Below are 24,049 nucleotides of genomic sequence, written 5' to 3'. Positions count from 1 at the left end.
CATTAGTACTGATATTTGTATTAATAATGTTAATGGGAGGGCTTGCCATGTTTAAGTCAAAGTTACTAAGAAAGGGTGAGGGTGCACTACAGCAAGTCCTCGATCAAGCCATCGATGCGATTGTGACGATTGACCACCACAATAACATCACTTACTACAATCCCGCCGCTGAGCGTTTGTGGGGATATCATCCCGAAGAAGTGCTCGGCAAAAACGTGAAAATGCTGGTGCCGAGAATGTATCAGGCGAATCACGACAACTATGTCAATAATAACCGGAATACCGGTGAAGATAAGATTGTTGGCACATCACGCGATGTTCAGGTTGAACGCAAAGATGGCAGTATCGCATGGTGTAACCTTTCGCTATCGAAAGTTAAAGTTGGAAAGCATATCCACTACACCGCGTTTGTAAAAGACATCAGCAAACAGAAAGAGTCGCAAGAAATCATTAATCAAACTCTCGAACAGTGTATTGATGCGGTCGTCACGATTAACAGCAAGAATGAAGTGATCTTTTTCAATAAAGCGGCTGAAGCATTGTGGGGATGTGAGCGAGACGATGTGTTAGGCCAAAATGTGAAAATGCTGGTGCCTGCTGAAATCCAACCTAAGCATGATCAATTTGTGAATGCGAACAGGGAAACCGGTCAAGATAAAATCGTGGGTACGTCACGCGACATTGAATTACACACTTTTGACGGCCAAACGATATGGGCAAACCTATCTCTATCTCGGGTCAAACTCGACAGCGGTGATATTCTCTACACCGCGTTTGTGAAAGACATCGACGCGCAGAAAAAGCAGCAAGAAGAGTTCAAGGTGTTGTCACTGGTGGCTAATGGGACGGATAACTCAGTGATTATCACCGACCCCAATGGCTTGGTTGAGTACGTGAATCCTGGGTTTACCAATATGACGGGTTATACCCTAGAGGACATGGTTGGCAAAAAGCCGGGGCATGTATTGCAAGGCAAAAACACAAGCCCAGAAACCGTGGCGCGTATTCGACGTAACCTTGACAATAACCAGCCTTTTTACGAAGAAATTCTCAACTATACCAAAGCGGGTGAACCTTACTGGATTTCGTTATCGATTAACCCCATTTTTGGTCATGATGGTCAAGTCGAGCGGTATATCTCTGTGCAGGCGAATGTTAATGCAACCAAATCTGAAGCAGTGGAGAATGATGCCCGTTTAAAAGCGATTTCCGAAAGTAACATCGTGATCGAATGTGACTCGCAAGGACATTTTGAGTTGATTAATAGTCATGGCTTAAATGCCCTTGGGGAAGAGAGTTTGGAGGCATGCCAACGCCGTTACCGTGACTTAAAAGGGTTAGTCGGTGATTACGATCTAAAACGTCTTCAATCTGGCCAAGTTATCCAGCAGCATTTTACCTGTGAACATGAGCAAAAGCATGTGACGGTAGAAGCTGTCATGTCACCTGTGTTAGATGACGATGGAAAGCTTTCCAAAACGATCGTTTATGGCTCTGATGTGAGTGAACGGAACGCGGTGATCAGCGATACCCATGGGTCGATGGTGCAAATTCTAGATAGCATTGGCACCATTACAGGGACGATTAACGGCATTTCTGACCAAACCAATTTACTCGCCCTCAATGCGGCGATCGAATCTGCCCGGGCAGGGGATGCGGGCCGAGGATTTGCTGTGGTAGCGGACGAGGTGCGTGCGCTGGCACAAAAAACCACCGCATCGGCGTCAGAGATCAGTGGTCTCATTGATGAAACCCGTACACTCGTCGAGCGGTTGTCGCAATTTAGTGCCAACAAAGCGAGTGGATGACTAGCATCAATACCGTCTTCAATGCCATCATTAGGGATAAACAATGACAGTAAACAGCGGCACACCCTTGGCCGCTTTTTCAAAAAGGAAACATGATGGCTGATTTGAACGCACTAAGCTTGTATCACAAAGAGCACTGCCCATTTTGTCATAAAGTTCGTGCGGTGATGGCGGAGTTAAAGCTCGATATCCCGCTGGTGGATATGAATGCGAATCCACAAGAGTGGCAGCGCCTGCAAACCGAAGGCGGCAAAGGCATGGTACCTTGTCTGCGTATAGACCAAGGCGGTGAGACGCACTGGATGTATGAGTCAGACGATATCATTGAATACTTGCGTGACAACTTCGCGTAAGGTGCTAGCTTGATACTGAAAGGGACGTCGCTTGGGCGATGTCCCCGTCATTCGTTGTGCAATCACGCGATGCCAATGCCACCACCTTCTTCAACACCCTGTGTGATTTGTCAGCACCAACGTCCGCTGACCTTCCATCACCTGATCCCGAAAACCTGCCATAACAATAAGTGGTTTACCAAACGCTTTTCCCGTGCCTACATGCGCGAGCATGGTATCTGGGTATGCCGACGTTGCCATGCCTTTATCCATCGTCAATTTAGTGAAAAGCAGTTAGGCCGCTCCTACCACACGCTTGATCTGTTGCTCGCAGAACCTGTCATCCAAGATTATGTGACTTGGGCCCGAAAACAGCGATCTTGAATCACGCCTGCTCGATTCGGTTCCGGCCATTTTTCTTTGCTTTATAGAGTGCGGTATCCGCGCGTTGAATGATCGTATCTTGTGTATCTTGTGACACAAAATGGGTGTAACCGATACTGATGGTGCAACGTATAGCTTGCCCATCCACATGGATGACTTCGGCGTGAACGCGCTCGACGAGACGTTGGAGTACCACTTTCGCGCCGTCTATATCGGTCTCCGGTAGCACACACAAAAACTCTTCCCCGCCCCAGCGACCATATATGTCGTTGGTTCGTGATTCTTCCCTGACAATATTCCCAAAGCGCTGGAGCGCGATATCACCAGCTCGGTGGCCATAGGTGTCATTGAGATTCTTGAAATGGTCAAAGTCGACGACTGCCAGTGTCAGTGGATTTTTGTAACGTTCACATCGCGCCAGTTCCTTGGTCAGTGCATTAGTCAGATAGTGGCGATTATAGAGTTGGGTGAGCGAGTCAGTATTGGCTTGGATCTCAAGCAGTTGCTGTGCATGTTCTAACGCTTCCCAATCACGTAGTCGCGCCAGCTCATGACCCACCCACTCAGCAAATAGTCTCAACAGTTCGAAATCTTGTGGAATAAAGGGTCGAGTCGGCTCTGGACTAGAAAAATTTAGGGTGCCATAGCGCTCACCATCAATAAAAATGGGGGCGCCAATATAAGCTTCTAAACCAAAATGTTGGTAACAGGGGTGTGAGCGGATATCACTGTTGCCAACATGATGAAATCCTTTGACCTCATTGGCTTGATAGACATGACTGCAATAGGTGGTTTGTAAATCAAATACCTGGCCGGCTTGGATCGCACATTCGGGATGAATGGCTTGTTGGACGGTATAGCGTTGACCGACGATTTGGCTAAGAATGCCAATGGGTAGCCCGAAGTGTTTGCAACCCAGTGATAAAATACGCTCCACGCGTTTGCTGAAGTCAAGATTGCGCGCCGAGGTAATGGAATGCAGTTGGCTAAGGGCTGATTCCACTTCAACGCGCGTGCTGATATCTTGGATAAAGGCCACGTACATAATAACTTCTTGGTTATCATCGCACACTGGACCACCGTGAGTTTCCCCCAGAAACACATGACCATCGGCGGTTTTGTATCTTACTACGTAAACATTGTGATAATAGGGCTCCGCCTCGGGATTAAAGCGTTCACGCCCCTTAGCATCGAAGTCTTCTTGCTCGGCGTACAACACTCGCGTGCTGGTATTTTTCACACTTTCTAGTGTACAACCAAACAGGGCTTCTGCTTCGGGGTTTAAAAACTGGATGCGCCGTTGCGTGTCGGCTATTACAACGGCGGTATCTAGATTACGAAACAGCGAGGGCAGTATCGTCTCAACGTCTTTATGATGTTCAATTGCCTTGTTCACAACTGGCTCTATACGTCTGCCGGAAATAGCTTAAGCGTAGTACAAAACCCAGTGCTTGTTCGTGTTATTGATGGATTTATTACTTGGTGTTGATCTCAATACGTTCTGCCATCGAGATGGCGATGTTATTGTCGTAATACGCAGCTTCATTAATAAAATGTGGGTAAGCAACATAGTCGCCTTGCCATGTTTGCTCACTGCCATCAAACAAGATAAAGAGTGGATCCCCCGGATTCACCGGAACAAAGTCTTTGTCTTGCACATGTTGATGTACCATACCAATGCGTTCCCCAGCTGCATCCTGAGGTAAGTGCAGTGTTTCTGTGTAACGGAACCCAGTGATCTTTCCCGGCAATTCAGGCACTTGGTCGATATTAAATAAATGAACAAAGTCAAGAATATGCGTGGTCATTTCATGCATCGATTCCATCACATCATGGCGCAGCACCGATTGAGGTTGGGGGCCAATTTCAACGATCACACCTTGTTTGGCTACCGAGCACAAGAAGGCTTGCTGAATGGGCTCAATATGATCTTCGACTAAGATAACCGCATCGGGCATGCGTTCGCTGACATAGGCGGCTAACTGGGTATTGAAGGTATCTAGGGTCAATAAAATTAGCGTCGGGCCCATATTGCTGGTGGTATTGTGCAAATCAATAATTAAATCTACTCGCGGATCGCCTTTGGGGCCGAGTTGCTGGTTGAGTACCTTGGCTCTGCTCTGCTCATAGTTAGCAAGTGATTGATCAGCGAGTAACTTGGGATCAAATTGCCGATTAAGGTCACAATCGAGATAGCGCTTGTTGGCTTGATATGCGCAGGGATTTGCGAAAAATAACTCAGTAGAAAAACTGCTTCGTGTGACCGTCTCGCTATTCTGCTGCCACTGTTTAAGTGCGTAGATGCCACTGAATTCATTGCCATGGGTGCCACCAACAATCGCGACCTGACTAAAAATGCTCATTGATACTCCTTGTGGGCTGATCAAACGGAATCCGTTGTATATCACTTAAGCGTATCACTGCCAGCGAAATAAGTTAACAGAATAAATTGTCTTTGTTTTTGCGTTTTTATTCATTCTGACGTGACTGTTTCCAGCAACTATATTAACTATCAATTAACTTTAGATTCAGTTCACACTTCAGCAGTATTGAACGGGGTAGGCTAGCGACGAAGACGGATAAGAGGTGATACATGAGTAAATTTCCTGAGAACTTTCTTTGGGGCGGCGCCGTGGCTGCGCATCAGGTGGAAGGGGGTTGGAACGCCGATGGCAAGGGGATCAGCATTGTCGATGTGTTGACCAAAGGTGAGCACGGCGTACCTAGAAAGATGACCGATACCATTGAGGCTGGGGAGGCGTATCCGAATCACCAAGCGGTTGATTTTTACCACCGGTATCCGCAAGACATTGCTTTATTCGCGGAAATGGGATTTAAGTGTTTCAGAACCTCGATTGCATGGTCGCGGATCTTTCCAAACGGTGACGAGTCCACACCGAATGAAGCGGGATTAGCGTTTTATGACCGCTTGATTGATAACTTGTTATCGCAGGGAATCGAGCCGGTGATCACCCTGTCGCATTTCGAAATGCCTTATCACCTTGTGAAAGCGTATGGTGGCTGGGCCAACCGCAAAGTGGTGGACTGCTTTGTGCGTTTTTGCGAGACGGTGTTCACGCGCTATCGCGATAAAGTCACCTACTGGATTACCTTTAACGAGATTAACAATCAGCTTAATTGGGACTATCCGCTATTCGGCTATTGTAACTCAGGGGTCATTTTTACCGAACACGATCACCCCGAGCAGATGCTTTATCAGGTGCTGCACCATCAATTCGTGGCGAGTGCCAAAGTGGTCGCGCTGGGCCACGTCATTAACCCAGATTTTAAAATTGGCAGCATGATCCATATGATGCCGCTGTACCCGGCAACGTGCCATCCTGATGATCTACTGGCATCTCAACGCGCGATGCGAGATAAATATTTATGCAGCGACGTGCAGGTTAGGGGCCACTATCCTCATTACATCTGGCCACAATGGGCTGCAAAAGGGATTCAGGTCGCGATAGACGACGATGACGCACAAATTCTAGAAAATGGCCGCGCGGATTTTCTGGCGATCAGTTACTACATGACCAACATTGTCGATGCCAATCCACCCGAGGAAGATGAAAATGCGTTATTTAGCGCCAGCCGTTTGAATCCGCACTTACCCGCCTCTGATTGGGGGTGGCAAATTGACCCTAAGGGGTTGCGCTACGCGCTGTCTGAGCTTTATGAACGTTACGAGAAACCGATTTTTGTGGTGGAAAATGGCTTAGGTGCGCTGGATACGATGGAGGCATCGGGCGAGATTAACGATGACTACCGTATCAGCTACTTATCACAACACATCGAGGCGTTGGGAGAGGCGATTTCACAAGATGGGGTGGATGTGATTGGTTACACCCCTTGGGGCTGTATTGACTGTGTTTCGTTTACCACAGGGGAGTATCGCAAGCGTTATGGGTTTATTTATGTTGACCGTCATGACGATGGCAGTGGTGACTTTTCACGTCATCGCAAAAAGAGCTTTTACTGGTATCAAAGCGTGATTGCCAATAATGGCCTGACAGAATAGTGGTGATGGCAAAGGGACGCATGCGGCGTCCCTTTTTACTGTACTCGAGGCGTCTATCTCTGCGTGAGAAGGTTGTTATTGACCGGGCTGATAATCAAATTCGATAATTTCGCCGTATTCAATGCCTTGTTCGCGATACCCCACAATCGCTTCTATCACATTAAAGTGGGCGACAACGGCAATGGTTGAGTAGGTTTGATAGCTATCGAGCACGGCACTGACGCGGCGGTGTAACGAGGTTGCCGATTCATAGCCTGCGTTGGTAACCTCGTTGCCATTGGCAAATAGCTCGCGATACTCAAGCCAGCGTCTATCGCGCTCTGAAAGGGGAATATAGCTGCCTTTGATATCCGCTTGCCACTCGCGTAGGTCATGTTCTACAAACAACGGGTTTTGCAGCTGACGATTGAGGATTTCAGCGGTTTGTAATGCACGCGTGTAGGGCGAAGACAGAATAATCTCTGCTTGCTGTAAGCTAGGATGATTGGCCAAGGCCTGAATGTCGGGAATACACTCACGCTGCAAGGGGGCATAGTCTTTTTCCAACTGGCTCATTTGGCGCGCGTCTGCCAGTGAGTAATCGGTTTTTCCATGACGGATAAAAACGACTTTCATAGGGCTTCCTTTTCTTGAGTCGATAACAATTTATTATTATGTTGCGCGGATGCGCTTATCGATGGGCATTGCAAAGACAGCTGCCACACCATGATGTTGGCGTTGTAGCATACCGTCATCGTCCTGTCATGAATGTCGATGGTTGCTCGCAAACGGGCGTGAGCTGGCTCGCTATTTTTCCTCTCGCTGGTCGAGAATGTTAATGCAATCGCGGCCGTCGTCTTTGGCTTGATAGAGTTGTTGGTCGGCGGCCTCTAACAGATAGGAGTCTGATGTCTCATCATCCGGTATCGTGATGATCCCGCCGATACTGACAGTGACATAATCGCCATCAGGGTTTTTCTCATGCGTCATTGCCAGTTCAGTAATATCATCGCGAATCGCATTGGCCAAGCCGTCGAGCTGTGCGGCATGCTTAGGGGGAAGTGTGATGGCAAATTCTTCTCCCCCGAACCGTGCAACCGTGCCTTCATACTCTTGGGTACGGGTGAGTAAAACACGCGCGATTTGAGTGAGTGCGTCATCGCCTTGTAAGTGTCCATACTCATCGTTGTAGGCTTTAAAATGGTCGACATCGATCATCATGACCGCGACTGGATGGTTTTTTTTGATGCCGTCGTAAATATGATTGCTGAGCTCACGTTTAAACGGGCGGCGGTTCATGAGCCGGGTTAAGTCGTCGGTTTCTGCTTGTACTTTCAGTCGCTCATTGGCAATGATCAATTCTTCTTGTAACTGCTCCATGGCAACATGATTGCGTTCGCGGATCATGACTTCACTGATTGCAGTCGCAAAGCGTTTGAGCAACAGTGTTTTGTTGTTATCCCAAATAAAGGGTAAATGGCGATTCGCCACTGTGATCATGCCAAAGCTTTTTCGGCCGTCAGTTAGCGGAAATGCGGCAATAGAGAGAATGCCGCGATGGCGTAACCAAGTTCGTTCGTTGATAGCGTCTTCGCCTAACTGTCCGACATGGGGAACCACCAGCGCTTCTGTATCCGCAAGCCAACGCTTGATCATGTGCATTTCACTTAGGTCGACCACATCTGGGGCGAAGGTAATCTCCTGTGGCCAATAGCAACGACGCTCAGCGCGATAGGCATCGAAGGCGTACCAGCTGATTGCTTCTACCCCCAAAAGCTTTGCCATGCTGGGGAGCACTTGCTCAACATCTTCCGTGATATTGTGGGAGTCAGAGCTTAGAAACTGAATGGAAATATCTGCGAGCAAAGAGCTTGCGTTTGATTGCCAATTGAGTGCCTTGGTACGCTGTTCGACTTGTTCTTCCAGCAATGTTTGATGTTGTCTTAACTCTCGCTCGGTAATACGCTTTTGCAGAAAGTCATCGCGGATACGCGATTGCATGGCGTTGATGGAACGCGCCACCTTACCAATCTCATCGCCGCGTTGGATCAAGCTTACAGGTACACAGCTTTGATTGGTTTTTTCTGATTGATACCGGTCCAAAGAATTTGTTAACTGCTTTAGTGGTCGAGAACATAGTCGGTTGACCACCCAAAGTACGATGATAGTGATGATGAATGCTTCAGTAAAATGGACGAGTGCGAGAGGAGTCGCACTATCAAGCGCCTCCCGTTTTACCTCGTAGCGATTGAGTACCATATTCAGCGTACCGATGTTATTCCCCTGCACGCTTAAAAGAACTTGATGATTGGCATCACAATGACTACTCGTGCTATTAACTTCGCTGATCTGGGTGCCATCAAAGCCTTTTACCTCAACGCGGCAAACGGTTGGGATCATCGACAACCCTTTAACACTGCGACGTACGAGTTCTAAATCGACCACCCAGAGCGCATGACTAATCACACGCGCGGCGTCCGTGCTGCGACTTTCGATTAGTGTGGTCGAGGTGGCTACCGCACGTTGGTAGTTAAGATACATCTGAGATAGCGTGCTTCCGATAGAAAACAGCAAACTGAGCGCCAGTACCACAAACGCGATACGAGCTTGGAGACCTTTTAAATTGATATCGAATTGGGTCACTGGTTGATCCGTTCCATTTTATCAGCACCGCAGTGCGAGCGTTGTTGACGAGCCATTTCTTTGAAAGAGATATGGTCCCAAGCATCGGCCTGTAAAAAAGAAAAATAGGGTGTGTTGGGCTCTATCAACTGGAACAACTGGTCAGCGCATAATAACGGTAATGAAAGGCCATTTGCATGGGCATAAATACGGGTAAGTGCTATGCCTCCCGCAGAGAAATGTCCGCCGCCCAGTGCCGAGATAATACCTTGCTGTCTCAGCGATAGAACCTTTGCTGACGTATTCACTGTCGCGAAAAAAATATCTTCACCCGGCTTTTTCCCCATTTCTTGCGCCGCTTTGATGGCGCCAAATGCCATATGATCATTCGCGGTCCAAACGTATCTCAACGCTGGATAACGTTGCAGCAACGTGCCCATTTGTTCATAGCTTATTGCTTCATCCCATTGCCCATGAACGACTTGCATTAATTCAATCTGCTGATGGCTTTTGAAATAGTCGCGAGCGCCAGCTTCGCGGGCAACAGAGGCCGGAGTGTTGAGATCGCCCGATATTATAACCGCTTCGCCGGGTTGTTGGTGGCCAGCTTTTACCATGGCCTCAGCAATTTTCTCCCCAATATAGCGATTATTTGGGATCACGCTGGGTAACAAATATTGCTGCCAGTGAGGATCGCTTAACAGGTTTGCGCGCACTTCTGCATCGATGTCATTTAAGATGACCTGAACGTAAATCGGGTGTTGACGTAAAATCGGAAAAAGGTGATTGGCTGCCAGCTTTTCATTCACAATGATCACATAGTTGGGAAGGGGGGGCTTATTCAGTCTCGCCGAGAGTATTTGACGCATCGCAAAGTGATTACGGGAGGCGTGGCGGATATCTAACTCGATCCCAAGAGCGTCCGCAGCGGCTATGCTGTATTGATCGACTTCCTGCCAGAAGCTTTCAGACGCATGCCCTGGATTGATGAATAAAACACGTATAGGTTGCTCTGCCTTTGCAGAAGCACTCAGCATGATGATCAGACTGATAAACACGCTCAGACAACGCATTATCTTCTTTTGCATCCTCTCGCGGCCTCGTTGATGAAAATCTCCCAGTACAAATAATAGTTTAGCTAGATATATTAAGAATGATGATGTGGTTCGGTATTTTCGCGACAAAATTATGATGATTGTTTTGCGATAAGTGAGGTTGCGAGGCTATTCATAGTTTACATGTTTAATTGCTAGACGCTTGGGCACTATCGAGTAAATTTGATTAGGCAAGCGTTGGACGATAGGGCATGATAATGCAGTAATTATGACGATGATTGTCATTACTGGTGACGAAAAAAACGACAATTGAAAGATGAAAACCTATAACGATAAAAAGAGAATAAAGCGCCATTTCCCGATGGATTTTTATGGTGACGGTGAGGGTTGGCGCTTTGCGGTACGGGCAGAAACGCCACAACAAGTACTGGCAGCAAAATGTTGGGTAGCGCTTTTAAGTGCGCGTCGTCGCGAGTTTCGGATTGTGGATTTAGCGATTGAATGCTTCACCTATGTGGGTAGCGCGGATGAGGGCGCTGGACGCATCGGAGCCGACTATGGCACACGTGTCAGCGTAAAACGCCAAGGGCAAGTGATCTCGGTGGATGCGCTGACACAACGTTACGGCGCCATTATGACGGTAAAATCCCGCACTCTTTCATCTATGTGCACCCAACCTGCAAGCGGTGTCGCACTCTCTTAAGCCTTCACTCTCACCCTTAGCCAGCCAGTGGCATAATAGAGAAAAAGGCAGGAAACATGGCATTTATTCTTCTTCTCGTGCTGACCATAGTCGGCGGTGTGCTGGCGGGTGAGCATTTCCATTCTTATCTTCTTGGGCTGTGCGTCGCTAGTACAGCGGTGGGTGCTTGCTATTGGATCACGTTTCGTAGCAGCCATTACCCCCAGTTTGCGCTGTTTTTGTTGTTGCTCGGGGTGGTCGCTAAGATTGCAGTGACGGCGGCGGGTGTCCTGCTCGGGTTAAAACATGCGTTGATCACCTCGCCTTTGGTCTTTTCGCTTTCGTATTTGTTTTTCCTGTTTGCCTCGACCTATTGCTATTTTCGCTATCGTGAATATTGGCTTACGCGCTTGAGCCATAAAGACTTACAGTAAGTACCAACACTGTACGATACCCAGTATGGGCAGTATTTAAAGCAACATATTCAGTTTTCAACGCGGCGGTCTTGGGTTCGCCATGATGAACATTATCACGTTGATTTTGCCGTACCTTGCCAATATGGGCAGAATAAAAACAAAAAAGACTGGGAGAAAGCGTGCACAAACTAGCGGATGACTTACACCAAAAACTTTTTAATGAAGAAGATGCGCGTGCCTGTAAAGACATTGATGGCAGTGCGTGCCGTGAGGTTCCGGGCAATTTTTTCCGCATCATCGTTAGCCAAGGACTCACCAAAATTGGCGACGCGGTATCTAACCCGAAAATTGTCTTGCCAGCGCTTCTCACCGCGGTTGGTGCTCCCTTGTCGTTAATTGGCTTATTGGTGCCCATACGAGAGGCGGGCTCGTTAGTGCCTCAGTTGGGTATCGCCGGTTATGTCCGCCAATTTGCGGTACGTAAGTGGGCATGGGTGGCGGGCTCTGTCATTCAAGGGGCGTGTATCCTAGCCATGGCGATCGCTGCGTTACTTTTAACCGGTCAGGTAGCCGGCTGGAGCATTATCGGCTTGCTGGTGGTATTTAGTTTGGCGCGAGGCTTGTGCTCGGTCGCCTCGAAAGATGTGTTAGGGAAAACCATTCCTAAGCCGCAACGAGGACGCTTGAATGGGTGGTCGTCAAGCTTGGCGGGGGCGGTGACGATTGCCGCCGGTGTCGGATTATTCAGTGTCTCGGATCAACAGCATGTGTGGGTCTATTGCGCGCTATTGGCGTTCGGCGCAGTGCTTTGGTGGATTGCCGCGGCGGTTTACAGCCAAGTGGATGAATACGAAGGGGCCACTGAAGGTGGTGCCAATGCGCTCACGCATGCGATTTCTAAACTGCGCTTATTGGTGGATGATAGACGCCTACGCCACTTTGTGATCACCCGTTCACTGTTACTCTGTTCGGCCCTATCCGCGCCCTATTATGTGCTGTTAGCTAGTCAGCATAGCCAAGCGTTAGCGATCACCACCGCAAGTTTTGTTGCGATTAGTGGCATCGCAAGTTTGTTGTCGGCCCCTTTTTGGGGACTGTTTGCCGATCGGTCTAGCCGCCAAGTGATGATAATGGCTGCCGTGGTGACGGCGTTATTGGGGCTGGTGGTGGTGAGTATCGGTCAGTGGTATCCCGCGCTGTTTTCTTTTGCGTCGGTACTGCCTGGCGTCTACTTTGTCCTGACCATTGCTCACGAGGGTGTGCGGCTTGGGCGTAAAACCTACATCGTGAATATGGCTGAGGGCAATCAGCGCACCGATTATGTCTCGGTTAGCAATACGTTGATTGGCTTCATGCTCTTATTCATGGGTGGCGTCACGGCATGGTTGAGCCAGTGGGGGTTGATGGTGGTGATTGCGGTGTTATCGGCGCTTGGCCTGCTGGGTGCATTGATGGCACGCGCGCTGCCAGAAGTAGAAAGATAAGCCGGCGGGCGGAATAGAAAAAGGCGCTAGCGATTAGCGCCTTTTGGTCTGGTGTTGCCGGTTAAACCTTAAATTGGCTCACCAGACGTTTGAGCTCTTCGCCTGTCTGGTTTAAGTCAGTTGCCGCTTGTGACGAGTCATTACTGGCGTTGAGTAGCTGGCTCACAATGTCGCGAATCGATACCAGATTACGGTGAATGTCTTCGGTCACCGTGGTTTGCTCCGAGGCAGCCGAGGCAATATAGCTGGTCATGTCATTGATTTGGGTAATGGCGTTACTCACCGAATCAATGCCGCTACCAATTTCGTTGGATGCCTCCGAGGTTTGCTGGCAGGTATCGTTACTTTGCTTCATCCCATCTACAGCTTGATTGACGTACGACTGTAGCTCATCCAGCATTTCGCGAATTTCGTGAGTGCTCTTTTGCGTGCGGCTTGCGAGGGTTCTCACCTCATCAGCGACCACCGCAAACCCGCGACCTTGTTCGCCTGCACGTGCGGCCTCAATGGCAGCGTTAAGTGCCAGCAAGTTGGTTTGTTCAGCAATATCGCCAATCACAGAAAGCACGCCGGTAATCTTATGGGACTGCTCATTTAGCGAATCCACATGCGTACTCGAGGTATTCATTTGCTCGACCAGCGCTTGCATCGAGGTGATCGAGAACTGAACTTTCTCTTGGGCGTGACGCGCGTCGTCAGTAGCTGCACTAGTGGCATCAGCCACCTGGGTGGCGTTCTGTGACACCTCTTGCGCAGCCGAGCTCATCTGGGTAACAGCGGTGACCACTTGCTCGGTCTCGTTATCGTGAGTCTGTAATTGCGTGGCAACCATCTGGGTTTGCTCGTCAATCGTGCGTGCGGTGTGGCTCACTTTTTCCGTAACATCCACCACACTGCGGATGGTGGTTTGCAGCTTGTCGATAAAGCGGTTAAACGCATCCCCAAGCAGAGCAATTTCGTCACTGCCTTTAATTTTCAGGCGCTGGGTCAGGTCGCCATCACCGTCGGCAATATCATTGAGGTTGTCCAGCATGTCTTTCACCGGTATTGACATCCGTTGGGCAACAAAGGCGACGGCAACGAACGTAATGATCAAAATAAGAATACCCGCAATGACCATGCGCGCAGTTTGTGCCGCTAAAGCCTGTTCTGCATTTTCGCGGAAACCGGCAACGCGTGCCTCAATATCGTCAATGTACGCCCCGGTCCCCAACATCCATTGGCCGTTATTGACCATATCGGCATAGCCAATCTTTTCGATCAATTCATTGGTACCCGGCTTTTGATAGAGGTAGGTGAAGGTGCCATCACCGCTTTGCGCCGCTTCGAGCAGGCCTACAATAATTTTGTTGCCCTTGGGATCTGTAAGATTGATCAAGGACCGGCCTTCAAGCTCTGGCTTTAAGGCATGGAATACGTTGTTACCTTGTTTATCGTAGATGTAAAAGTAGCCTGCCTTACCAAAGGTCACTTCGCGAAGTGCATCTTTAACATTTTGTGTGGCATCACCGCCCGCTTGCTGTGCGTTTTTTACTACAGTCGCGGCAATTTCTGTGGCTTCGCGAAGCTGCATTTTTCGCTCATCAATTAATTTGGTTCGAAAAGTGGCAATGTTCTCTTCGACCAGCTCTCGCTCGTAATAGGTAGTGATAAATAACGTAACGAGAATGGATAATACCAAGGGTACGATGGCAAGCACTAAGAGCTTTCCGCGCAGCATTAACTTCAACATACCGGATACCTTGTGTTAATTATGGTTTCGAATTCGCTAAAGTATGGAAGACATTTTTTCCGTTTGCCGCGCAAAAAGCCCTTTTATTTGATGTGGATTGGGAAACATTCTGCAATCTTTTACATCTGTCTAACTCGTTATGCAAAAGAGATTGCGATAACTATCTGATTCATCACTGGTAAGTAAGTATAAGCCATTTTTCACTCACCCCTCTTACCTCTTTATCCCACAAGCAGGCCCAATGCACGCTTAACGTTCTGGCATGTTTGTTCTGTCTGTATACGCGCCTTTTTTTGCCCATCTTTTAGGATATCTGACAAGTAATCAGGGGCGTTCATGAGTGCTTTTCGCCGTTCTCGAATGGGCGATATCAGGGAGATTAAGCTATCGGTCAACACGTTTTTCACTGTCATATCCCCCAGACCTCCGCGCTGATAATGTGCTTTGAGTTCGGCGACGTGTTGAGCGTCAGGGTGGAAAGCGTCCAAATAGGTAAAAACGACATTGCCTTCGACTCGGCCGGGGTCTGAGACGCGTAGGTGTTGAGGGTCTGTGTACATGGATCGCACCGCGTCACGTATGGTGTCATTGTCATCGCTAAGATAGATGGCGTTACCCAAAGATTTTGACATCTTGCTTTTACCATCAACACCCGGCAAGCGCGATGCTTTGCTGGTAAGTGCACGACATTCGCGTAATACAGGCTCGCCGACAACGTGATTAAATTTGCGCACAATGTCGTTGGTTTGCTCGATCATAGGAAGTTGATCATCGCCTACTGGCACGAGGTTAGCGCCAAATGCGGTGATGTCGGCGGCTTGACTGATTGGGTAGGTTAAAAAACCGACGGGAACTTGCTGTCCAAACTGCTTGTCGTTGATTTCGTGTTTTACCGTGGGGTTGCGGACCAGTCGTGCGTAACTCACTAAATTACTATAAAACATGGTGAGTTCTGCGAGCGCAGGAAGTTGGGATTGCTGACAAATTGTGACCTTATCAGGGTCAAGCCCAACCGCGAGATAGTCCGCGACCAAGCCTAAAATATGCGTGGCGACGTGACCTGGTTGATGACCATTGTCGGTTAATCCCTGCATATCTGCGACCAGAATGGTTTGAGCACATTGTCCTTGTAACGCAAGTCGTTGGCTAAGTGAGCCACTGTAATGACCAAGATGTAAGCGGCCAGTGGCGCGATCGCCGGTCAGAATAACGTCGTTTTTGTCGATAGCGTTTTTGTCGATAGAGTAGGGGGGGTGCATTGGTGTCTCCTTGAGGATAAAAGCCGACGGAGACAGGGAAGTTGAAAACGACTCATTGACTGCCTACCGGCGGCCAATGAATACCCAGACTCAATGGCACGCTAAAGCGCGCGCCACCACTGGGTGCGAAAAATCAATAGAGTGTGTGTATCAAATACCGTTTTCATAGTGGTTTAAACTATCAGTCTTATGAGTACGACACAAGACTCACATCCTGACTATTTTGTTGGTTTATCCGCGGGTTAAAAAGCCGTAAGGTAAAGCAAAGTCAGTGAAATCGAGGGAGTGATGAAACTAAACGCAGACATGGGTGAAAGCTTTGGTGCGTGGTCGATGGGGATGGATAGCGCGCTAATGCCGTGGATTGATATGGCCAATATCGCGTGTGGTTTTCATGCCTCAGATCCTGATGTAATGGCGGCCACGGTGGCACTCGCAGTAAAGCACAATGTGAGTATTGGTGCTCATCCCGGCTACGCCGATAAGCAGGGCTTTGGCCGCCGTCATATTGATCATACCCCTGCACAAATTAGTCACCTTGTTCGCTATCAAATTGGCGCGTTACAAGGGATCTGTGCACGCTTTAATGCGAGCCTTGATTATGTGAAGCCCCATGGTGCGCTGTATAACACCATGATGGTGGACAATGATTGCTTTGAAGCGGTGTTGGCTGCGGTGGCTGATACGCTGCCCAATACGCCATTAATGGTGTTGGCATTGCCTGATAACCGTCAGCATCGCCAGCTTGCCCAACAAGTCGGTGTGCCGCTGATTTTTGAGGCCTTTGCTGATAGAGCCTACCTGGCGTCAGGGCAATTAGCGCCGCGCGGTCAACCGGGCGCGGTGTTAGATGACGCTAACGCGATGATTGCGCAGGTGTTGCAGCTATCTCAACATGGCACGGTGACAACCCTTGAGGGGCAAACGCTCACCCTATCGCCGGATACGGTGTGTGTGCATGGAGATAATCCACAATCGGTCGAGGCGATAAAACAACTCAGAAAGGCCTTAACACCATGACACTCAAGGTTGAGCAGGTCAGTGAAACCACGGTAATGATCCGGTTGGGCAATAAGATCGATCTTGCCTTAGTTCCACAGTTATCTGCGCTGTGTGAGCGAATCCGCCAACACTTTGGCCGTGGTGTGGTTGAATTAATTACTGCCTACACCAGCGTTCTGGTAGAAGTGAATGTTCGCTTACTGTCACCAGACAGGTTGAAAACGTGGGTGATGAACCAAGGCGAATCACTGCGAGTCACCGATGACGCCGTGGGCGGAAAACACGTGATATTGCCGGTGTATTATCACCCTTCGGTTGGGCCCGATCTGGCTGCGGTCGCCGAGTTTGCTGGCGTGAGTGAGCAAGAGGTGATTGCGCGACACAGCCAACAAACTTACACCGTTTGTGCGATTGGTTTCGCGCCCGGCTTTGCCTTTCTTGCGTCGGTGGATGAGACGATAGCCATGCCGCGGCATACCACGCCTCGCCATCAGATCCCCGCCGGCAGTGTGGGCATTGCACAACAGCAAACTGCGGTGTATCCGGCGGCGTCGCCCGCAGGCTGGCAAATTATTGGTAACTGTCCCAAGGTGCTATTCAATCCCCGTCAATCGCCCATGATGCCGTTTGATGTAGGTGATACCGTCCGTTTTGAGCCAATGTCAGAGTCTGATTACCGCGCGGCAGGAGGTCAATGGTGGCAGGATTAACGGTGCTCGACCCCGGCGTATTGAGCTTGGTGCAAGACACAGGGCGCTACGGGGTGGGCCAGCTTGGCTTAAGCCAAGGCGGGCCGGTCGATTGCCACGCTTTTGCTTGGGCGAATTATTTACTCGATAACCCCGCCAATACACCGCTTGTCGAGATAACCATGGGTCAAGCACGTTTTCGTGCTGACCACGCGATGTCGATCGCCATCACCGGCGCAGACATGCAACCTTGTATCAATGGTCAGCGCGTGGGTATGTGGCAGACGTTGACGCTAAATGCGGGTGATGAATTGCGTTTACGCTACGCGCGCCGTGGTTTGCGGGCCTATCTCGCGGTGTGTGGCGGCTGGGCGGTCGATAGCGCATTTGGCAGTGCCGCGACGGTGATGCGCAATCAACTCGGCGGCCTGCACTCCGGATTAGGTGAACAGGCGGGAGGCATGGCGCTCACCAAAGGAGAGGTGTTGCCTTGCCGACCGCATGCGCTGTTGCCGAGGGTGCGCGGTGTGCCAACCCGTTTTATTCCTGACTACAATGCCCTGACGCCGCTAGCCCTTGTGCCGGGGTATCAATTTGATAGCTTCAGCGCCGAGGCGCTAACGGCATTTTTTGATGGTGAATACACAGTCGATCAGCACAGTGATCGTATGGGCGTGCGGCTCAATGGACCGAGCGTCGTGAGCAAGCAACCGGGTATTGTTTCCGAAGGCATTGCACTCGGCGCCGTGCAAGTACCCCCGGATGGTCAGCCGATTGTGTTGCTCAACGATCGGCAAACACTCGGTGGTTATCCTAAGCTTGGCTGTTTAACCCGTGCCAGCTTGAGCATGTTGGCGCAAACGCCACCCGGTCAGGCCGTGCGCTTTTATCCAGCGCGGCTGGCGGATGCATCGGCGCAATGGCAGGAGTTTGTGCAGTTTTTTGACTGGATATAGCCTGCAGAAAATGGATAGATGAGCCTCTGGAAGACAGAGGCTCATAAACGGATAGGCTTTAACGTGCAAGCGACGGACTAGCGGAAACGGCTGATTTGCTCGAGGGCTTTTTCCATTTGCGCAAAGTCAGGTGATGCGTTTTCTATGGGTCGATTGGTGTTATCCATGTATTGATATTGCCCTCCTGCACCCACTTCTAAAATAGTGTCGTCGGTCACTAACGCATAGCCGCTGTAGTTTGACGATAACACCCAATCTTGGCCAGGATTTGGCGCAAGTAAGTCATGACCAATCGCATAGCTGGCTGGATCGGAGGTTACGCCCAAATAATGCTTCATTAGGGTAGGCGCAACATCTTGGTGGCTGGTGAGTTGTTTGCCGGTATCGACCTGTTTTGCCTCGATGCCGGGGCCTATCATCGCGAAAGGCACGTGAATTTGTGGGTCAGTAAAATTGCTGTTATGCCCCCAAAAATTCAGCTGGTTGTCATTCATTTCTTGGCCGTGATCGCCAGTGAGCACAATCAAGGTATTATCGAACTCTCCGCTTTGTTTTAGCTCCTCAATGACCTTGGCCACCAAGCTATCCACGTAGCGCACGCTGGTCTTATAGCGATTGAAAAACGGTGTCGGGTCTGTCTCGTTATTTAGCTTGAGGTAGTTAATTTCGTCCAGCATCGGCTGATACTTGGGGGTAAAGTCCGCAGGAAAATCATAGCCATGTGGCGCATCGTAAAACAAAAACGAGAAGGTGGGACGGTTGGGGTCACGCTTTTGGTGCCAACGGATCCAATCTTGGGTGAGATCTGCGTCTAGCTCGGCGGGAGAGTCGCCCTCAGAGCCGTTACGTAAATCGGCTACCTTGGCAAACACGGTTTGGTTAAATTCCGGCTTTTCCAATTGCGCGGCGGTAAAAATACCCAGTTGATAATCGAGCGCCTGCAGACGATCCATCAGTACCGGTGATTGCTGATTGGCAAGAAAGCTATGCCAATAGGTGCCCGGCATGCCATAAAACAGGCCAAAAATGCCGGTACGGGTGGCGTTCCCCGTCGCAAGGTGATGTGAATAGGTACGACCATTTTGTGCCAGTGCCCAAAGGTTGGGCGTGTTGTCAGCATTGAAGGTATCGGCGCGCCATGAGTCAACCACCAAAAACATGATATTTACCGGTTGTTCAACCTGGATGGTTTCTAATGGTGAAAGTGGGTAGTTAAGGTCGGCTTCGCGATCTACATCCATCGCCTTTTGGCGCGCTAGAGCTTGTTCATCAATCCAACCATTTTTGCGCATCATACTGTTGGCGGTGGCTGGATAGAAAAGTGGCAAATAACGTTTCACCGTTGTCACGGGTTGGTACGCATAGGCAGCGGCCCAAATATGAATCCCGTGGGTGGCAAGCAAGGTAAGAAACGTGAGCAGCGCAAATTTTTTGCCGACTTTGTGCTGGTGGGAAAAACGTGTGCGCGACAACGAAGCCAAAAGTGCCCATTGCGCGGCGAGGCAGGCAATCACGCCACCTATTACCATCAGCCAAGTGATCAGCGGGAAGCTGACAATTTGCCCGGCGAGGATCAAATCCAGCACCATGGCATTAATATGGAATCGGTACTGGGCAAACACGATGGTATCGATGAAAAGCGTGATCACACCCACCGACGCAATCAAGGCGAGCAACGGTTGGCGCACCTTGGTGGGCAGCAATAGCAGCGGAAGTGTTATCAAGCCAACAATGGCGGCAAGTAAGGCCATTTGGCTAAAGGTACTGACCACGATAAAGGTGATGCCAAGTGGTTCTGTGGGAAAGCTAGGTAGAAACGCAAAGTAGCGGCTGGCTATTGCCATTAACACAAGGGCGTTAATGGCGATGAACCAGCTGTGTGTTTGAAGTCGCGATTTAAAAGACATGATTTCTCATCACAGTTAAGTTAATCAATCGGCAACATAATGGACGCGTTGCCGGGTTGTATGACGATGTGTGTTATCGAATAAGTAGGACACCAAAGTGATGCCATAAGATGGTAAGCCAGATTACACCTGCTAAAAGCAAACTGACAAACACCGCCGCAGAGCCGATGTCCTTTGCTCTGCCACTGAGCTCATGACGCTCTTCACCCACTCTGTCGACCACGGCTTCAATGGCGGAGTTAAGCAGTTCGACGATAATCACTAACACAATGACGCCGAACATCATCAAAGATTCCATCACAGGCAATTGTAGCCAGAGTAATACGGCTAGCGCCGCAACCAACAATACAACTTCTTGACGGATCGCGGCTTCATGGTGATATGCCGCTTTTAATCCAGCCCAAGAATAGCCAGTGGCTTTAATGATACGTATCAGCCCTCGCGGCTTTTCTGAGGGGGATGTATTAGCGCCCATAAATACATTCTCGTAACAATTTGATCGATAGGCTGGCATTTTACATTTAACCGAGCCAACTGCATAATCGGCGCGATAACTTAATTGGAATTTGTTATGCCTCTGTTTACTCACGCCCCACGCTCCCTGTGTTTTTTACGCCTATCTGCGATTGGCGATGTTTGTCATGCGGTCGCGGCGATTCAAGCCGTGCAGCGCCATTGGCCGCAGACGCAGATCACTTGGGTGGTTGGTAAAGTTGAAGCACAGCTTTTAGCCGGGCTTGATGGGGTGGAGCTGGTGGTGTTTGATAAAAAAGCGGGATTAGCAGGCATGCGTCACGTCTGGCGGCAGCTGAAAGGGCGCCGGTTTGATGCGTTAGTGCATATGCAGCTTGCTTTACGCGCGAGCTTATTGACTGTGGGGATCGGCGCGCGCTATCGCGTGGGATTTCACCGCCACCGAGCGAAAGAGGGACAGTGGCTGTTTACCAATAAACGGATCCCCGACACCCAATCTCGCCATGTGTTAGATAGCTTTTTCGCCTTCACTCAATATTTGGGTGTGCCAGTTACGCAGCCGCAGTGGCAACTACCACTTTCTGAAGACGATCATGCCTTTGCCAAAGCGCAACTCGGTGACAAGCCCACTGTCGTGATCAGTCCTGCCGCGAGTAAAGATGAGCGTAACTGGCTGCCAGAGCGCTATGCTGAATTTGCCGACTACGCGGTCGGTAAAGGTTATCAGGTGGTACTCTGTGGTTCACCGGCAGCGCGTGAAAAAACGCTGGCCGCCCGCATTATTGCCGACGCCAACGTACCACTGATTAACTTGGTGGGACAAACAAGTCTCAAGCAATTGGCCGCGGTGCTCGCACGTGCCGATGCGGTGCTAGCCCCCGATTCTGGCCCCGCGCACATGGCAACCACGCAAGGCACGCCCGTTTTAGGTCTTTACGGGCATAGTAATCCGAAGCGGACCGGCCCTTATAACAACCTCGCGGATGTAGTCAGTGTCTATGAAACCTTTGCTGAACAGCAACATGGCAAGCCCGTTGAGCAATTAGCATGGAGCACTAGGGTGAAAGGCGATCATGTGATGGCTGCCATTGATACACAGCAGGTGATCGACGCGTTTGAAACCATGATGGCGAAGCAATATCACTGAGGTTAGCGCGTAGGTTGATGATAAGGCGCCACCTACGCGCTTCTGTTTTACTTATTCGTCGTAGTGGGACGTATCAGCGCATGTTTTTCACTGTTGGCGTTAACCCTAAATCTTAGAAAGTTATGTTGAAGCTTTTGATAGCTTCTACCCCAGTTTGGCTCTGAATTTGTGACAGCTTCGCGTTCGTTAGTTAGTAATGAACGCCAAGGGTAGAGTTTTTTAGGCGATGATAGACGATATACCCCCTGCGAGTTGATAACTACAGAGTTATTGTAGCCATAATTAGAGACAGGCTGTTTTYGAAGCAAGTTTTCTCCGCCTAAACTCGAGTATAGCGAGTTGGATAAGCTAAAGTGATAGAGCGTAGGGAAAATATCGCGGTGTGAGCCGATACGCGTTGGGTCATAATAATAAGATGNAATAAGATGTTTGAGTTAGAATTTTTTTTGGTACTTTAAGAAAAAATGGAACAGCATAATTCAGTGCAATTTCGTTCTGTGCACCTTTTGATAAAAATCGTAAATGATGGTCCCCTGTTGCAGCAATAATAGTGCGCTCAGAAAGTGGTGAGTCATCAATTGCCTCTATGAAACCGCCTAAAGCATCGCTAGCATATTGGTAGGCTTTTAACATAGTACTTACTTCAACTGTTTCACCATGGACTCGACTTTTTAATCGTGGGCTCGCAGCGACYGGCTTCGCTTGATAGTTATCTGGCACATAAAAAGGGGAGTGGTTCGTCACCGTCATTATATAGATAAAGGTTGGTTTGGATGCTTCTTCAAGAATTTTTTGTGCTAACTTGAAAGTATATTCATCTGCGACTCCCCATGTCCCGGCACTTTTTTTCGCTGCGGGGAATGTATCGATAATTGTGTTTTCGTCGTAAACGTGATCAAATCCTTGCAACGGAAGGTAACGTGATAGATTTCTCCACATTGCATTGCCACCATAGATAAAAATGGTTTGGTATCCTGAACGCTCATAAGGTTCTATGGCACTATCTGACAGAGGTTTTGCACTATAAGTTGAGTGGCTTATTGTGGGGATGTCACTGTGAAAGAGCATCATGACGATGCTATCAATAGTGGCAGAAGTACTGGCTAAGAAACGCGTAAAAACGAATTCTTGTTGGAAGTAAGGGCGCAGCCTTCCCAATAAATCATTAGTTTCTTTATCATCCTCAACCAACATATTCATCCCCATGCCTTCCATCAAAGTCATAACGACATGAGGCGGGTTATTTTTTAAATAGTCGTTATTTAATGTTCTTTCAAAGGGAGTGGATTTGCCAAGCACAGCAAACATTTGTTCTCTTAATTCTTTTTCTTCTATCGAGGAGAGGATCTCTTGTTTTTGATAATCACTCCGTGCCCAATCAAGAGCCATAAAAGCATTGGGAACTGCTGCATTTAGTAATGGCAGCTCGGATACACTAGCATGATAGCGTTTAAGTGGTAGTGATCCTATCGAACCGCGAGCGACGATAAAATAAGCAACAACAAACGCTGCTATCGCCATGCAATACATGATATGTGATCTTATTGACAGGGATTGGTAACGTTCATTTGAGTTGTATGATTTGTATTTTATACAAAAAGTATGCCCGAGAAAAAATGCGATAATAATTGTGGCCATAACGCCTGAGAATAATGGGTAGCTTTGCCAAAGCGTATCCATGATTGCTTGAATATCATCGTCAAACAAACCAAATAGGAATACATCAAGATGGTTACCATATGCTAAAAAGTAGTAAACATTTATTGCAGAGGCTAGGATCATTAAGGCATAGATGACAGACGCATACCAACTCGAGATTTTTGTTATTTTTTGGAAAAAACGTGCCGAGGTGAGGCTTAATAAGCCAGCGAGTATCAATGGAGCAAAACCTATAGCTACTATTTTTGCGTCAAATCTGAATCCAACCCATAATGCCCTAAGTAAATCTTGAACGCGTGTGTCCAGTTCGATGTCAGTATTCACAAACCACAATAATGCCAGCCGCCCAAGAGTGAGAATGGCAAGCCCTGGCAATATATAGCGAAAACTCATTATAAATAAAAAACGAAAGCGATATTGATACATACCTTATACTTATAC

Annotated in this window: 21 protein-coding genes; 11 read left to right on the top strand and 10 right to left on the bottom strand. The window is 48.9% G+C overall.

The genetic code is table 11. From position 1 onward, the window contains the following. From BZG82_RS13885 to BZG82_RS16335, 3 genes are all read left to right on the top strand, one after another. Positions 1–1,808: PAS domain S-box protein (locus BZG82_RS13885; protein WP_206744450.1), on the top strand; the 1,808-nt coding region annotated here is incomplete at its 5' end. Between the two features lie 92 nt (positions 1,809–1,900). Next, the gene (locus BZG82_RS13880; protein WP_232112068.1) at positions 1,901–2,161 is read left to right on the top strand and encodes a glutathione S-transferase N-terminal domain-containing protein; all 261 of its coding nucleotides are present in this window, start codon (positions 1,901–1,903) and stop codon (positions 2,159–2,161) included. A 75-nt stretch (positions 2,162–2,236) separates the two neighbouring features. Next, entirely contained in the window at positions 2,237–2,524 is a 288-nt protein-coding gene (locus BZG82_RS16335; protein ID WP_131825055.1) for a hypothetical protein, read from the top strand. Position 2,525: 1 nt separating this feature from the next. Here the strand turns inward: BZG82_RS16335 and BZG82_RS13875 are convergent, their stop codons facing one another. Further along, positions 2,526–3,920 (bottom strand): sensor domain-containing diguanylate cyclase, encoded by a 1,395-nt coding sequence (locus tag BZG82_RS13875; RefSeq protein WP_077766098.1) that lies wholly within the window; start codon positions 3,918–3,920, stop codon positions 2,526–2,528. 79 nt (positions 3,921–3,999) lie between these two features. Further along, positions 4,000–4,887, bottom strand: coding sequence for an aspartoacylase (locus BZG82_RS13870; protein WP_077766097.1), 888 nt, complete (start codon positions 4,885–4,887; stop codon positions 4,000–4,002). A gap of 230 nt (positions 4,888–5,117) precedes the next feature. On the opposite strand from BZG82_RS13870, the gene BZG82_RS13865 reads away from it, so the two are divergent. Continuing rightward, on the top strand, positions 5,118–6,545 hold the full coding sequence (locus tag BZG82_RS13865; protein ID WP_077766096.1) for a 6-phospho-beta-glucosidase: 1,428 nt from the start codon (positions 5,118–5,120) through the stop codon (positions 6,543–6,545). Between the two features lie 75 nt (positions 6,546–6,620). On the opposite strand, the gene BZG82_RS13860 is transcribed toward BZG82_RS13865, so the two are convergent. The 3 genes from BZG82_RS13860 to BZG82_RS13850 form a co-directional block, all read right to left on the bottom strand. Next, positions 6,621–7,160: a histidine phosphatase family protein gene (locus BZG82_RS13860; protein ID WP_077479637.1), complete on the bottom strand. Its 540-nt coding sequence runs from the start codon at positions 7,158–7,160 to the stop codon at positions 6,621–6,623. Between the two features lie 171 nt (positions 7,161–7,331). Beyond that, positions 7,332–9,167: a diguanylate cyclase domain-containing protein gene (locus tag BZG82_RS13855; protein WP_077678397.1), complete on the bottom strand. Its 1,836-nt coding sequence runs from the start codon at positions 9,165–9,167 to the stop codon at positions 7,332–7,334. Beyond that, entirely contained in the window at positions 9,164–10,330 is a 1,167-nt protein-coding gene (locus BZG82_RS13850) for an ABC transporter substrate-binding protein (protein ID WP_131825054.1), read from the bottom strand. Before BZG82_RS13850 ends, BZG82_RS13855 begins: the two co-directional genes overlap by 4 nt. A 187-nt stretch (positions 10,331–10,517) precedes the next feature. Between BZG82_RS13850 and BZG82_RS13845 the strand changes: the two genes are divergently transcribed. From BZG82_RS13845 to BZG82_RS13835, 3 genes are all read left to right on the top strand, one after another. Further along, a complete protein-coding gene (locus BZG82_RS13845; RefSeq protein WP_131825053.1) occupies positions 10,518–10,904 on the top strand; it encodes a hypothetical protein in 387 nt (128 codons plus the stop codon). A gap of 56 nt (positions 10,905–10,960) precedes the next feature. Continuing rightward, positions 10,961–11,317 (top strand): NADH:ubiquinone oxidoreductase, encoded by a 357-nt coding sequence (locus tag BZG82_RS13840; protein ID WP_077479633.1) that lies wholly within the window; start codon positions 10,961–10,963, stop codon positions 11,315–11,317. Between the two features lie 161 nt (positions 11,318–11,478). Further along, the gene (locus BZG82_RS13835) at positions 11,479–12,783 is read left to right on the top strand and encodes an MFS transporter (RefSeq protein WP_077479632.1); all 1,305 of its coding nucleotides are present in this window, start codon (positions 11,479–11,481) and stop codon (positions 12,781–12,783) included. 61 nt (positions 12,784–12,844) lie between these two features. Here BZG82_RS13835 and BZG82_RS13830 read toward each other — a convergent pair whose 3' ends face one another. Both BZG82_RS13830 and trpS read right to left on the bottom strand, forming a co-directional pair. Further along, positions 12,845–14,515: a methyl-accepting chemotaxis protein gene (locus tag BZG82_RS13830; RefSeq protein ID WP_077479631.1), complete on the bottom strand. Its 1,671-nt coding sequence runs from the start codon at positions 14,513–14,515 to the stop codon at positions 12,845–12,847. A gap of 221 nt (positions 14,516–14,736) precedes the next feature. Next, complete coding sequence (gene trpS, locus BZG82_RS13825; protein ID WP_077479630.1) at positions 14,737–15,774, bottom strand: tryptophan--tRNA ligase; 1,038 nt, start codon at positions 15,772–15,774, stop codon at positions 14,737–14,739. A gap of 288 nt (positions 15,775–16,062) precedes the next feature. Between trpS and BZG82_RS13820 the strand changes: the two genes are divergently transcribed. The 3 genes from BZG82_RS13820 to BZG82_RS13810 are packed head-to-tail and all read left to right on the top strand — an operon-like array spanning position 16,063 to position 18,421. Further along, a complete protein-coding gene (locus tag BZG82_RS13820; RefSeq protein WP_077479629.1) occupies positions 16,063–16,794 on the top strand; it encodes a 5-oxoprolinase subunit PxpA in 732 nt (243 codons plus the stop codon). Further along, positions 16,791–17,486, top strand: a complete 696-nt coding sequence (gene pxpB / locus BZG82_RS13815) for a 5-oxoprolinase subunit PxpB (protein ID WP_077766095.1) — start codon at positions 16,791–16,793, stop codon at positions 17,484–17,486. Before BZG82_RS13820 ends, pxpB begins: the two co-directional genes overlap by 4 nt. Continuing rightward, the gene (locus BZG82_RS13810; protein WP_077766094.1) at positions 17,471–18,421 is read left to right on the top strand and encodes a biotin-dependent carboxyltransferase family protein; all 951 of its coding nucleotides are present in this window, start codon (positions 17,471–17,473) and stop codon (positions 18,419–18,421) included. Before pxpB ends, BZG82_RS13810 begins: the two co-directional genes overlap by 16 nt. Before the next feature lie 77 nt (positions 18,422–18,498). On the opposite strand, the gene BZG82_RS13805 is transcribed toward BZG82_RS13810, so the two are convergent. Both BZG82_RS13805 and BZG82_RS13800 read right to left on the bottom strand, forming a co-directional pair. Beyond that, a complete protein-coding gene (locus BZG82_RS13805; protein ID WP_077766093.1) occupies positions 18,499–20,328 on the bottom strand; it encodes a DUF3413 domain-containing protein in 1,830 nt (609 codons plus the stop codon). A 73-nt stretch (positions 20,329–20,401) separates the two neighbouring features. Next, on the bottom strand, positions 20,402–20,803 hold the full coding sequence (locus BZG82_RS13800; protein ID WP_077479625.1) for a diacylglycerol kinase: 402 nt from the start codon (positions 20,801–20,803) through the stop codon (positions 20,402–20,404). A 96-nt stretch (positions 20,804–20,899) separates the two neighbouring features. On the opposite strand from BZG82_RS13800, the gene BZG82_RS13795 reads away from it, so the two are divergent. After that, the gene (locus tag BZG82_RS13795) at positions 20,900–21,949 is read left to right on the top strand and encodes a glycosyltransferase family 9 protein (RefSeq protein WP_077766092.1); all 1,050 of its coding nucleotides are present in this window, start codon (positions 20,900–20,902) and stop codon (positions 21,947–21,949) included. A 402-nt stretch (positions 21,950–22,351) separates the two neighbouring features. Here BZG82_RS13795 and BZG82_RS16760 read toward each other — a convergent pair whose 3' ends face one another. Further along, entirely contained in the window at positions 22,352–23,143 is a 792-nt protein-coding gene (locus BZG82_RS16760; protein WP_443216486.1) for an LTA synthase family protein, read from the bottom strand. Between the last annotated feature and the right edge of the window lie 906 nt (positions 23,144–24,049).

Origin of the sequence: Salinivibrio sp. PR5 (genome assembly GCF_001996085.1) — a bacterium.
Taxonomy (GTDB): domain Bacteria; phylum Pseudomonadota; class Gammaproteobacteria; order Enterobacterales; family Vibrionaceae; genus Salinivibrio; species Salinivibrio proteolyticus.
Note: the sequence above shows the minus strand (reverse complement) of the source record. Positions and strands in the feature narration are given on the sequence as shown.